Raw genomic sequence first — 11,926 nt, 5'->3', positions numbered from 1 at the left:
CTGCGGAGCCCGGCGCGCCGTACGGCGGTGCGGGGCCGGAGAACGGGCCCGACGGCCGCGTACCGGCGGTGTCGGCGCCGGACGGCGACGCCGGCGGTGCCGGTGCCGAGGCGGGGGAGGAGGCCGGGGAGGAGGCCGACGACGGGCGGTTCACCGTACGGCTGGCCAACTTCGAGGGGCCGTTCGACCTGCTGCTGCAGCTGATCGCCAAGCACAAGCTGGACGTCACCGAGGTCGCGCTGTCCCGGGTGACCGACGAGTTCATGGCGTACATCCGGGCGCTGGGGCCGGACTGGGACCTGGACGAGACGACGGAGTTCCTCGTCGTGGCGGCCACCCTGCTGGACCTCAAGGCCGCCCGGCTGCTGCCCGCCGCCGAGGTGGAGGACGAGGCCGACCTCGCCCTGCTGGAGGCGCGGGACCTGCTGTTCGCCCGGCTGCTGCAGTACCGCGCGTACAAGCGCATCGCGGAGATCTTCAGCGACCGCCTCGACGCCGAGGCCCGGCGCCACCCCCGCACCGTCGGCCTGGAACCGCACCACGCCGAGCTGCTGCCGGACGTGGTCATCAGCATCGGGGCGGAGGGCTTCGCGAAGCTGGCGGTGAAGGCGATGCAGCCCAGGCCGAAGCCCCAGGTGTACGTCGACCACATCCACGCGCCGCTGGTCAGCGTGCAGGAGCAGGCCGGGATCGTGGTGGCGCGGCTGAGGGAGCTCGGGGAGGCCAGCTTCCGCGCGCTCGTCGAGGACACCGACGACACCCTCACCGTGGTGGCCCGGTTCCTGGCCCTGCTGGAGCTGTACCGGGAGAAGGCCGTCGCCCTGGACCAGGAGAGCGCGCTGGGCGAGCTGACGGTGCGCTGGACCGGGGGCGACGGTGACGCCGACCCGGCCGTCACCGACGAGTTCGACCGGCCGCCCGAGCAGGCCACGGAGGGCCAGAAGGAGGAGAGCAGGGCATGAGCGACGACGACACCACCGCCGGGCACGGCGGCGCGGCCGGAGTGCCCTCCGTCGCGGACCTGGACCTCAAGCCCGCCCTCGAAGCCGTCCTGATGGTCGTCGACGAGCCCGCGACCGTGGAGCACCTGGCGAAGATACTGCAGCGTCCCGCGCGCCGGATCGCGGACGCGCTCGCCGAACTGGCCGACGAGTACACCGCCCAGGGCCGCGGGTTCGAGCTGCGGCTGGTCGCGGGCGGCTGGCGCTTCTACAGCCGCCCGGAGTACGCGGCGGCCGTCGAGGGCTTCGTCCTGGACGGCCAGCAGGCCCGCCTCACCCAGGCCGCGCTGGAGACCCTCGCGGTCGTCGCCTACCGCCAGCCGGTCAGCCGGAGCCGGGTGTCCGCCGTCCGCGGAGTCAACTGCGACGGTGTGATGCGCACCCTCCTGCAGCGGGGTCTGATCGAGGAGGCGGGCACGGAACCCGAAACAGGTGCGATCCTGTACACGACGACGAACTACTTCCTGGAGCGAATGGGCCTGCGCGGTCTGGACGAGCTCCCGGAGCTCGCGCCGTTCCTGCCGGAGGCGGAGGCGATCGAGGCCGAGACCCAGGAAGGCGTGCCGTCGTTCGATCCGGATGCCCCGGACCCGGACGACGGTCCCCAGACGAACACGACGACGACGGACATTTGATGCGAAGCAGCGGCAGCGGACACAGCGGCGGACGCGGTAACCACCGTGGTGCCGGCAACAACAGGGACCAGAAGCAGGGGCAGGGCCGCCCCCGCAAGCCCCGCCCCGAGGAGCGCCGCTACGACGTGGGACCCGGCGCCACCAAGGACGGACCGAAGGCCGGGCGGGGCGGCGGCGCGAAGCCGCAGAAGGGCCGTGGCCGTCCGGCTCCGGCCCGCTCGCGCGAGTACGAGACGCGGATCGAGGAGCGCAACCGCGAGCGCTACGCCGGGAAGAAGCAGGTGAAGCTGCCCAAGACGTTCCCCGGCGCGGAGCAGGAGGGCGAGCGCCTGCAGAAGGTGCTGGCGCGCGCGGGCTACGGCTCCCGGCGCGCCTGTGAGGAGCTGATCGACCAGGCCCGGGTCGAGGTCAACGGCGAGATCGTGCTGGAGCAGGGCCGCCGCGTCGACCCGGAGAAGGACGAGGTCAAGGTCGACGGCCTGACCGTGGCCACGCAGTCGTACCAGTTCTTCGCGCTGAACAAGCCCGCCGGTGTGGTGTCCACGATGGAGGACCCGGAGGGCCGGCAGTGCCTGGGGGACTACGTCACCAACCGTGAGACCCGCCTCTTCCACGTGGGCCGGCTGGACACCGAGACCGAGGGCGTCATCCTGCTGACCAACCACGGCGAGCTGGCGCACCGGCTGACCCACCCCCGGTACGGGGTGAAGAAGACCTACCTGGCGCACATCGTCGGGCCGATCCCGCGCGACCTGGGCAAGCAGCTCAAGGACGGCATCCAGCTGGAGGACGGCTACGCGCGCGCCGACCACTTCCGGGTGGTCGAGCAGACCGGGAAGAACTACCTGGTCGAGGTGACCCTGCACGAGGGCCGCAAGCACATCGTGCGGCGCATGCTCGCGGAGGCCGGGTTCCCGGTCGACAAGCTGGTGCGCACCGGCTTCGGACCGATCACCCTGGGCGACCAGAAGTCGGGCTGGCTGCGGCGGCTGTCCAACACCGAGGTCGGGATGCTCATGCAGGAGGTCGAGCTCTAGGGACGTCCGGCCCGAGGGCCGAGGCGCGGCGGACGCGGACCAGGAAGTCCTCCACCCGGCGGCGGTCCGGTTCCGCCGGGAGGGGGCTGTGGTGGACGGCCTCCTCCGCCTCGCGCTCCAGGCGGGTCATCCGGGCCTCCACCTCGGACCACGGCACCTCGCCCCGCTTCACCGCGAGCAGGGCCTCGCGCTGTTCGCCCACGTCGAGGGTGAGCGTGCCGGTGCGCAGCAGGTCGCGGGCGGCGGTCAGCAGGCGCAGCAGATGCATCGCGTGCTTCCAGCGCGGGGCGCCGTGCGTGCGCACGCCGGCCTCCAGCCGGCGGCGCTGCGCGCGGGCGTACCCCGTGTACGTGCCGTGGACCCGGCGGGACAGGAACGCCCCGCGCAGCGCCAGCAGTTCGTGCCCGGTGGCGTCGGCGTACTCCACCAGCGGGGAGTGCAGGCACTCCAGGATGCCGGGGTTGGCGCGCAGGGCCAGGCCGAGGAAGCGCTCCAGTTCCCAGGCGAACTGCTCCTCGGCCGGGCCCTCGACGTGCGTCGGCGGCTTCTCGAAGCGCCAGAACAGGGCGGTGGGGGCGAGGAACACGCCCCGGCGGTCTGTGTCGCTGTCCTCCGTCGCCAGACCGAAGGCACGCGACCCCATGACGCAGGCGTAGATCGTGTGGTCACGGACCAGGGTCTCGGGAAGCATCCCGGGAGCGTACGCCGACCGCTCACGCCGTGCGGATCGAATTTCCGTCCACGGTGATCCGCTCCTCCGGGAGAGGCTGGGTGGCCGGTCCCCGCTCCACGGAACCGTCGGTGATCCGGAACCGGCTGCCGTGGCACGGGCAGTCGATGGTGCCGTCCGCCACCGTCGACACCAGGCAGTGCTGGTGGGTGCAGACGGCCGAGAACGCCTTGAACTCGCCCGCCGTCGGCTGGGTCACGACGATCTTCTCGTCCTTCAGGACGGTGCCCCCGCCCACCGGGACGTCCCCGGCCGGCACCAGTTCCCGGCCGCCGGGAGCGTCCGGTCCGGACGTGCTGGTGACGGTGGCGGAACCGGTGTCCCCGCCGTCGCCCCCGCCCCCGCCGCAGGCGGCGGCCAGCGCCGCCGCTCCGGCCGCTCCGGCCGTGACCAGAACCGTGCGTCGCGTCGCGTCATGGGTCATGTCGGCACTCCGTGCGATGTGGGGGGTGGGGCGGACCCGGCGAGAGGCGCCGGGACGCGCGTACGCCGGAAGCGGCCGACGCCCTGTGCATCTTTCCACCGAAGAAACCGAAGGTGAAGCAAATCCGGACGAACACGAACACACCACGCCCGCGCGTCCGTCTCAGCGGGCGGGCGGCGGACACCTGAGCCGCGCGCCCTGACTAGGCTGGACGACCGAACAGCCGATACGCACGTCAGCAAGGAGCACCGTCGTGGCGGTACGAGCGGTCCGGGGCGCCGTCCAGCTGGAACGGGACGAAGCCGGACACATGGAGGAGCAGGTCGGCGCGCTGCTGACCGCCCTCCTGGAGCGCAACGGTCTGACCACGGACGACCTCATCAGCGTCTGGTTCACGGCCACCCCCGACCTGCACAGCGACTTCCCCGCGGCAGCCGCCCGCAAGCTGGGCATCGTCGACGTGCCCCTCGTCTGCGCCCAGGAACTCGACATCGAGGGCGCCATGCCGCGCGTCGTGCGCATCCTCGCCCACATCGAGTCCGACCTGCCCCGCTCCGACATCGCCCACGTCTACCTCGGCGCCGCGGCCGCCCTGCGCAAGGACATCGCCCAGTGAGAACCGCACTCGTCATCGGTACCGGGCTCATCGGCACCTCCGCCGCCCTCGCCCTCACCCGGCGCGGCGTCACCGTGCACCTGTCCGACCACGACCCGGAGCAGGCCCGCACCGCGACCGCCCTCGGCGCCGGCACCGACCAGCCCCCGGACGGCCCGGTCGACCTGGCGATCGTCGCCGCACCGCCCGCCCACGTGGCCGACCTGCTCGCCGACGCCATCCGCGAGGGCGTCGCCGGCGCCTACGCCGACGTCGCCAGCGTCAAGGGCGGCCCGCGCCGGGAGCTGGAGGCACGCGGCCTGGACCTGTCGGCCTACATCGGCACCCACCCCATGTCGGGCCGCGAGAAGTCCGGCCCGCTGGCCGCCAGCGCCGACCTCTTCGAGGGCCGCCCGTGGGTGCTCACCCCCACCCGCGACACCGACACCGAGGTGCTGAACCTGGCCCTGGAGCTGGTCTCGCACTGCCGGGCCCTGCCGGTCGTCATGGACGCCGACGCGCACGACCGCGCCGTGGCCCTCGTCTCCCACATGCCCCACCTGGTGTCCAGCCTGGTCGCCGCCCGCCTGGAGAACGCCGAGGAGTCCGCCGTCCGGCTGTGCGGGCAGGGCATCAGGGACGTCACCCGCATCGCCGCGTCCGACCCCCGCATGTGGATCGACATCCTCTCCGCCAACCCCGGGCCGGTCGCGGACCTGCTCTCGGACCTCGCCGGCGACCTGGACGAGACGGTCCGCGCCCTGCGCGCCCTGGAGTCCGCCGACGAGGACAAGCGGCAGGACGGCGTCCTGGGCATCCGGGACGTGCTGCGCCGCGGCAACGCCGGCCAGGTCCGGGTGCCCGGCAAGCACGGCACCGCGGCGCGCGTCTACGAGGTCGTCGCGGTCCTCATCGACGACCAGCCGGGCCAGCTGGCCAGCATCTTCGCCGACGCGGGCCGGGCCGGCGTCAACATCGAGGACGTCCGCATCGAGCACGCCACCGGACAGCAGACGGGCCTGGTGCAGCTCCTCGTGGAGCCCAAGGCCGCGCCCGTCCTCACCGCGGCGCTGCGCGAGCGGGGCTGGGCGATCCGGCAGTGACCCGTCGCGCTGTCGACGGGCCGGTCGGAGGGCATCCGGTGAGCCAGTAACCTTGTGCGGGGCCCTCTCGCGCCCCCGCACCCCTCTCCAGCGCACCAGGAAGGTGTTCCTCCGTGGAAAACGGCGCCGCCCGCCCCGTGATTGTCGCCATCGACGGTCCCTCCGGCACGGGCAAGTCGAGCACGTCGAAGGCCGTGGCGGCGCAGCTCGGCCTGAGCTACCTGGACACCGGCGCCCAGTACCGGGCGATCACCTGGTGGATGGTGACCAACGGCATCGACACCGACGACCCCGCCGCGATCGCCGCCGCCGCGGGCAAGCCCGAGATCGTCTCCGGCACCGACCCGAAGGCCCCGGCCATCACGGTCGACGGCACCGACGTGGCCGGCCCGATCCGCGAGCAGGACGTCACCGCCAAGGTCAGCGCGGTCAGCGCGGTGCCCGAGGTGCGCACCCGGATCACCGAGCTGCAGCGCGCGATCGCCGCCGCGGCGGTGACCGGCATAGTCGTCGAGGGACGCGACATCGGCACCACGGTGCTGCCCGACGCCGACCTCAAGATCTTCCTCACCGCCTCCCCGGAGGCGCGGGCCGCCCGCCGCAGCGGCGAGCTCAAGGGCGCCGACGTCAAGGCCACCCGGGAGGCCCTGATCAAGCGGGACGCGGCCGACTCCAGCCGCAAGACCTCCCCGCTGGCCAAGGCGGACGACGCGGTCGAGGTGGACACCACCGAGCTGACCCTCGAGCAGGTCATCGAGTGCGTCGTCACCCTCGTCGAGGAGAAGCGGGCGGGGAAGTGACCGAGGTCCCTTCGGCGCGGGGTGCCGAGATCGGGCGGCGCATCGGCGTCGGCCTGATGTACGGGCTGTTCAGACCGCGGGTGCTGGGCGCCTGGCGGGTTCCCGCGAGCGGCCCGCTGATCTTCGCCGTCAACCACTCCCACAACCTCGACGGACCGATGGTCATGGGCGTGGCACCCCGGGCCACGCACTTCCTGATCAAGAAGGAAGCCTTCGTCGGCCCGCTCGACCCGTTCCTGACCGGGATCGGCCAGCTCAAGGTGGACCGGGACACCACCGACCGCACCGCGATCTCGCGCGCCCTGAGCGTGCTGGAGAACGGCGGCGCCCTCGGCATATTCCCCGAGGGGACCCGGGGCGAGGGCGACTTCGCCGCGATCCGGGCCGGGCTGGCCTACTTCGCCGTGCGCGGCGGGGCACCCATCGTGCCCGTGGCCGTCCTGGGCAGCTCCGACCGGGCCGGGCGGCTCGTCAAGGCGCTGCCCCCGCTGCGCTCCCGCGTCGACGTCGTCTTCGGCGACCCGTTCGAGGCCGGCGACAGCAGCGGACGGCGCACCCGCAAGGCGCTGGACGCGGCCACCGAACGCATCCAGAAGCAGCTCACCGCGCACCTGGAGAACGCGCGGCGCCTCACCGGGCGCTGAGCGACACTGAGTAGTGGCGTGCCCGTGACCGGGCGCGCCACCGACCACCACGATGAACGACGAGGTACGGACTTCATGAACGACCACATCCAGCCCGACGGCTCGGACGCCCACGAGGGCGCGCCCGAGCACGACCACGGGGCGCTCGGCGACGCCGAGTACGCGGAGTTCATGGAGCTCGCCGCGGAGGAGGGCTTCGACCTCGAGGACGTGGAGGGCGCCATCGAGGCCGCCGGACACGGCCCGCTCCCCGTGCTCGCCGTCGTCGGCCGCCCCAATGTCGGCAAGTCGACCCTCGTGAACCGCATCATCGGCCGCCGCGAGGCCGTCGTCGAGGACAAGCCCGGCGTCACCCGGGACCGGGTCACCTACGAGGCCGAGTGGGCCGGCCGCCGCTTCAAGGTCGTCGACACCGGCGGCTGGGAGCAGGACGTCCTCGGCATCGACGCCTCCGTCGCCGCCCAGGCGGAGTACGCCATCGAGGCCGCGGACGCCGTGGTGTTCGTGGTGGACGCCAAGGTCGGCGCCACCGACACCGACGAGGCCGTCGTCCGGCTGCTGCGCAAGGCGGGCAAGCCGGTCGTGCTGTGCGCCAACAAGGTGGACGGCCCGAGCGGCGAGGCCGACGCCTCCTACCTGTGGTCCCTCGGCCTCGGCGAGCCCCACCCGGTGTCCGCCCTGCACGGCCGCGGCACCGGCGACATGCTGGACCAGGTCCTCGAGGCGCTGCCGGAGGCGCCCGCGCAGACCTTCGGCACCGCCGTGGGCGGTCCGCGCCGGGTCGCCCTGATCGGCCGCCCGAACGTGGGCAAGTCCTCGCTGCTGAACAAGGTCGCCGGCGAGGAGCGGGTCGTCGTCAACGAGATCGCCGGCACCACCCGCGACCCCGTCGACGAGCTGATCGAACTGGGCGGCAAGACCTGGAAGTTCGTCGACACCGCGGGCATCCGCAAGCGGGTCCACCTCCAGCAGGGCGCCGACTACTACGCCTCGCTGCGCACCGCCGCCGCCGTCGAGAAGGCGGAGGTCGCCGTCGTGCTCATCGACGCGGCCGACTCCATCTCGGTGCAGGACCAGCGGATCGTCACCATGGCCGTCGAGGCGGGCCGCGCGCTCGTCCTGGCGTTCAACAAGTGGGACACCCTCGACGAGGAGCGCCGCTACTACCTGGAGCGGGAGATCGAGACCGAGCTGGGCCAGGTGGCCTGGGCGCCGCGGGTGAACGTGTCCGCGCGCACCGGACGCCACATGGAGAAGCTGGTGCCCGCGATCGAGACGGCCCTGGCGGGCTGGGAGACCCGGGTGCCGACGGGCCGGCTCAACGCCTTCCTCGGCGAGCTGGTCGCCGCCCACCCGCACCCGGTGCGGGGCGGCAAGCAGCCGCGCATCCTGTTCGGCACGCAGGCCGGCACCCGGCCCCCGCGGTTCGTGCTGTTCGCCTCCGGCTTCATCGAGGCGGGCTACCGGCGCTTCATCGAGCGCCGGCTGCGCGAGGAGTTCGGCTTCGAGGGCACGCCGATCCACATCTCGGTGCGCGTGCGGGAGAAGCGCGGCCGCAACAAGTGATCCGCCCGCCCGCGGATGCGCGGACATGACGAAGGGGCGGCCCCCGGGGGCCGCCCCTTCGCCGTGCTGCGGTCAGGCGCCCCTGCGGGGGGCCGGGGGAAGCCCCGCCGGGACGTGCCGCATCCCGCCCGCGTGCTGGCCGACGGGGCCGACGCGCTGCCACTGCGGCTGCTGCCCCGCACCCTGCCGGGCACTGCCGGCGCCCGCGCTGTACGCGCTGTAGGAGCCGCCGCCCTGTGGTCCGCCGTGGTGGTGTCCGGAGCCCGGTGCGCCGTACGCGCCGGAACCGTGCGGGATGCTCCCGAAGGCGGTGAAGCCCAGCTTCTCCTCGCCGCTGCGGTCGCCCGGCAGCGAGCGGAAGGACTTGACGTACTCGGCGTAGAGGGCGTCGTAGATCGGCGTGGCCGAAGGGCCGCTCCGGATGTCCTGCGCCGGTCGTGCGGGGGCGGGGAGGGCGGGGCGGCGGGGAGCGTCGTATGCGTGCACATCTCTCCAAACGACCTGGTGCCGCAAGGGATGCGGGCACCGGGCGGCTTTCGCCGCCCGCCCCTGCCGCGCGCCGCTCAGGTGCCGGCGAGCGGCAGGGCCGCCGCGACCAGCCGGCCGTTCGCCGCCGCCTTGTCCAGCGCGTCGCGCAGCAGGTCCTCGCGCGGCTGCCGGCCGATGGTGCCCGCCGGGGCGGCGAACATCAGGACCTGCTGGTGCTTGTTGGCGGCCGTGCGCCAGCCCTCGGTGACCTGGAGCGGCTGGTGCGCCTGCCACCAGGCCACCGGCTGGCCGCCGTTGGGGTTCGGCTGGAGCACCGCGTGCAGCTGGCCCACGGCCAGCAGCACCGACCAGCCGTGCAGCACGTGCGGCGCCGCCGACAGGTCGGCGACCTGCTGGAAGCCCTGCTCGGCGAGCAGCGGCAGGAAGTCGTCGCCCGGGCCGAGGGAGCCGGGCCGCGCGACCGGCGCGGTCGGCTCGACGACGAGGGCCGGGTGCAGTTCGCCGGAGATCAGCACCAGCCCGCTGGTCACCCCGAGCACGGCCTGCTCCGGGGCGACCTGCTGCGGGTGCTGCTGCTGCGCGGCGGCGTCGCCGGAGATGGACCGCACCGCCCCGCGGAGCTGGTCCTCGGTGACCTGCACGACCTGGGAGGGCAGGCAGGTGGCGTGGGCGAAGGCGAGGACGGCGGTCTCGTCCCCGATGAACAGGACGGTGCTGGTGCGCTCCTGCTCCGGGTCGCCGGGGGTGCGGCAGGACGTGCAGTCGTAACCGCCCTGGGCGGACTCTCCGGTGAGCAGACGGTCGGCTTCTTCGTCGCCGATCTCGGCGCGTACCTCGTCGCTGACGTCGAGCATGCGCGGCACGGGTGGCTCCCTCGGGATGCGGTGCGTGGCCGGACCGGGTGGCTCCCGGCCCGTGGTCCGGGTGGGTCCCCGGCTCATGCTGAAGACAACGGGCGATCGGTGGCGGGAGTCACGCTCCGGGAGCAACCGAATCGAACCATCGGGCCCGCACGGCGCCGTCGGGACCGGAAGCCCGCGTTCCTCGTCAACCGCCCCACGGAGCAGGGCTGTTGTGCGGTCCGGGCAGGTCGCGGGCCTCGGCGGGAGGCGGTCGACAAATCAGGAAATCAGCGAATGAAGGGGGTGGCTGAAAAGCGCCGGTCCGCTGCGAGACGTGGCGCGACCGGTGTACCCGCACCCTGCCGGATCGAGGACAGTACCCGTCCGCGAGGACCGGCAGACTGGCCTCATGGTGGAGACCTCGGCACGTCTGCTGCGCCTGCTGTCCCTGCTCCAGACCCGTCGCGAGTGGTCCGGCGCCGACCTGGCGGGCCGGCTGGGGGTCAGCGCCCGCACCGTGCGCCGGGACGTCGACCGGCTGCGCGGTCTCGGCTACCCCGTCGACGCCGAACCCGGCACCGGCGGCGGCTACCGGCTGGGCGCGGGCGCCGAACTGCCGCCGCTGCTGCTGGACGACGACGAGGCCGTCGCCGTGGCCGTGGGGCTGCGCACCGCCGCCGGACACGGCATCGAGGGCATCGGCGAGACGTCCGTACGGGCGCTGGCCAAGCTGGAGCAGGTGCTGCCGCACCGGCTGCGCCGCCGGGTGGGCGCCCTGAACGCGGTCACCGTGCCGATGCTGCGCGGACCGCGCGAGGACGCCGTCGACCCGGCCGTGCTGACCGAGCTCGCCCACGTGTGCCGGGACGCCGAACGCCTGCGGTTCGCCTACCGGGACCACGACGGCGCCGAGAGCCGCCGCACCGTCGAACCGCACCGGCTGGTGTGCTCCGAGCACCGCTGGTACCTGGTCGCCTGGGACCTCGACCGCGCGGACTGGCGCACCTTCCGCGTGGACCGGATCGCCCCCAGACCGCCGCACGGGCCGCGCTTCGTGCCCCGCGACCCGCCCGCCGAGGACCTGGCCGCCTACGTCTCGCAGGGCGTGTCCACGCGCGCGTACGCCACGCACGCCGTGCTCCGGCTGCTGGTCCCGCTCGAGGAGGCCGCGCGGCGCGTGTCCCCGAGCACGGGGACGCTGCGGGCGGACGGCCCGGACCGCTGCATTCTGCGCACCGGGGCGGCGAGCCCGGAGGTGATGGTGATGCACCTGCTGATGCTGGGCTTCGAGTTCGAGGTGCTGGAACCGGCCGAGCTGACCGGGGCGATCCGGGCGGCGCGCGACCGGCTCGCCCGCTCCCTGTCCCGGGGCGGCGCCGCACGGCCACCGGACGTCTGAAGATGGTGTGAAAAAAGCGTGCATTCCCTGTGGGGTGCTTCCGGAATCGCCTTTCGTGCAGCCGCGGGCGGGCGCCGCGAAATGCCGTCCTGCGCATTCCGCGGCGCATTCCGCGCACCGTCGCGGGAAGGCCCGGCGGGCCGCGCGGGAATTCCGGGCGCATACCTGCGGAGGAGGGACAGGACCGCCCGTCCGTGTGACGGCCGTCGGGGCAAACGCCGGTCATGATCCTGTGACAGAAGTGTGACCCCCCACGGGTGTCGCTCAGGCGTTCCGGGGACGGACTTCCGTGCTCACCGGGCAGGGCATAGCGTGACCGTATGGCATCCCTCCCGACACCTCCCGCGGAACCCGACGACAGCCCGGACACCTATGTCGGTCTCGACGCCGGCCGGGCCGAGCACCGCGCGCGCGAGCGCGGCTGGTCCACCGTGCGGGCCCTGCCGCCCGGCGCGATCATCACCATGGAGTACCGCGTGGGCCGGCTGAACTTCGAGGTCAGGGACGGCCGGGTGGCGCGGGCCTGGAAGGGCTGACGCGCCCGGCGACGGCACGGAGACGGCCCCGGCTCCCGCGCGTGAGGCGCGGGAGCCGGGGCCGGTGCGTGGGGGCGGACCGCCCGTCAGGGGCGGGTCGCCGACGTGGTGCCGCGCGGGTGCCG

At 73.7% G+C, this 11,926-nt stretch carries 14 protein-coding genes; 10 read left to right on the top strand and 4 right to left on the bottom strand.

Annotated elements, in window-relative coordinates; genetic code table 11:
* Window positions 1–68: 68 nt before the first annotated feature.
* From G3I53_RS23220 to G3I53_RS23210, 3 genes are read left to right on the top strand one after another with little or no spacing between them, the layout of a single operon-like run.
* Window positions 69–962: a segregation/condensation protein A gene (locus G3I53_RS23220; protein WP_343240671.1), complete on the top strand. Its 894-nt coding sequence runs from the start codon at window positions 69–71 to the stop codon at window positions 960–962.
* On the top strand, window positions 959–1,636 hold the full coding sequence (scpB, locus tag G3I53_RS23215) for an SMC-Scp complex subunit ScpB (RefSeq protein WP_164337514.1): 678 nt from the start codon (window positions 959–961) through the stop codon (window positions 1,634–1,636). Before G3I53_RS23220 ends, scpB begins: the two co-directional genes overlap by 4 nt.
* Window positions 1,636–2,673 carry a pseudouridine synthase gene (locus tag G3I53_RS23210; protein WP_164337513.1) on the top strand — a complete coding sequence of 346 codons (1,038 nt, stop codon included), beginning with the start codon at window positions 1,636–1,638 and terminating at the stop codon, window positions 2,671–2,673. Before scpB ends, G3I53_RS23210 begins: the two co-directional genes overlap by 1 nt.
* On the opposite strand, the gene G3I53_RS23205 is transcribed toward G3I53_RS23210, so the two are convergent.
* Together G3I53_RS23205 and G3I53_RS23200 are read right to left on the bottom strand one after the other, a co-directional pair.
* Window positions 2,651–3,364 (bottom strand): nucleotidyltransferase domain-containing protein, encoded by a 714-nt coding sequence (locus G3I53_RS23205; RefSeq protein WP_164337512.1) that lies wholly within the window; start codon window positions 3,362–3,364, stop codon window positions 2,651–2,653. The two genes, G3I53_RS23210 and G3I53_RS23205, sit on opposite strands and share 23 nt — an antisense overlap.
* Before the next feature lie 22 nt (window positions 3,365–3,386).
* Window positions 3,387–3,827 carry a Rieske (2Fe-2S) protein gene (locus G3I53_RS23200; protein ID WP_164337511.1) on the bottom strand — a complete coding sequence of 147 codons (441 nt, stop codon included), beginning with the start codon at window positions 3,825–3,827 and terminating at the stop codon, window positions 3,387–3,389.
* Between the two features lie 253 nt (window positions 3,828–4,080).
* On the opposite strand from G3I53_RS23200, the gene aroH reads away from it, so the two are divergent.
* The 5 genes from aroH to der all read left to right on the top strand — a co-directional run bounded on the left by aroH (window position 4,081) and on the right by der (window position 8,535).
* On the top strand, window positions 4,081–4,443 hold the full coding sequence (aroH, locus tag G3I53_RS23195; protein ID WP_164337510.1) for a chorismate mutase: 363 nt from the start codon (window positions 4,081–4,083) through the stop codon (window positions 4,441–4,443).
* Complete coding sequence (locus tag G3I53_RS23190; RefSeq protein WP_164337509.1) at window positions 4,440–5,525, top strand: prephenate dehydrogenase; 1,086 nt, start codon at window positions 4,440–4,442, stop codon at window positions 5,523–5,525. Before aroH ends, G3I53_RS23190 begins: the two co-directional genes overlap by 4 nt.
* Window positions 5,526–5,638: 113 nt before the next feature.
* The gene (gene cmk / locus G3I53_RS23185) at window positions 5,639–6,325 is read left to right on the top strand and encodes a (d)CMP kinase (RefSeq protein ID WP_164337508.1); all 687 of its coding nucleotides are present in this window, start codon (window positions 5,639–5,641) and stop codon (window positions 6,323–6,325) included.
* Window positions 6,322–6,969, top strand: coding sequence for a lysophospholipid acyltransferase family protein (locus G3I53_RS23180; protein ID WP_164337507.1), 648 nt, complete (start codon window positions 6,322–6,324; stop codon window positions 6,967–6,969). The genes cmk and G3I53_RS23180 overlap by 4 nt, the downstream gene beginning before the upstream one ends.
* Before the next feature lie 75 nt (window positions 6,970–7,044).
* Window positions 7,045–8,535, top strand: coding sequence for a ribosome biogenesis GTPase Der (gene der / locus G3I53_RS23175; protein ID WP_164337506.1), 1,491 nt, complete (start codon window positions 7,045–7,047; stop codon window positions 8,533–8,535).
* Window positions 8,536–8,607: 72 nt separating this feature from the next.
* On the opposite strand, the gene G3I53_RS23170 is transcribed toward der, so the two are convergent.
* A complete protein-coding gene (locus G3I53_RS23170) occupies window positions 8,608–9,021 on the bottom strand; it encodes a hypothetical protein (protein WP_164337505.1) in 414 nt (137 codons plus the stop codon).
* Between the two features lie 77 nt (window positions 9,022–9,098).
* Window positions 9,099–9,887: a hypothetical protein gene (locus tag G3I53_RS23165; protein WP_164345096.1), complete on the bottom strand. Its 789-nt coding sequence runs from the start codon at window positions 9,885–9,887 to the stop codon at window positions 9,099–9,101.
* A 388-nt stretch (window positions 9,888–10,275) separates the two neighbouring features.
* On the opposite strand from G3I53_RS23165, the gene G3I53_RS23160 reads away from it, so the two are divergent.
* Both G3I53_RS23160 and G3I53_RS23155 read left to right on the top strand, forming a co-directional pair.
* On the top strand, window positions 10,276–11,265 hold the full coding sequence (locus G3I53_RS23160; RefSeq protein WP_164334121.1) for a YafY family protein: 990 nt from the start codon (window positions 10,276–10,278) through the stop codon (window positions 11,263–11,265).
* Window positions 11,266–11,585: 320 nt separating this feature from the next.
* Window positions 11,586–11,801, top strand: coding sequence for an I78 family peptidase inhibitor (locus G3I53_RS23155; RefSeq protein ID WP_164334122.1), 216 nt, complete (start codon window positions 11,586–11,588; stop codon window positions 11,799–11,801).
* Window positions 11,802–11,926 lie beyond the last annotated feature (125 nt).

The sequence above is a fragment of the Streptomyces sp. SID14436 genome (assembly GCF_010548465.1).
GTDB lineage: Bacteria > Actinomycetota > Actinomycetes > Streptomycetales > Streptomycetaceae > Streptomyces.
Note: the sequence above shows the minus strand (reverse complement) of the source record. Positions and strands in the feature narration are given on the sequence as shown.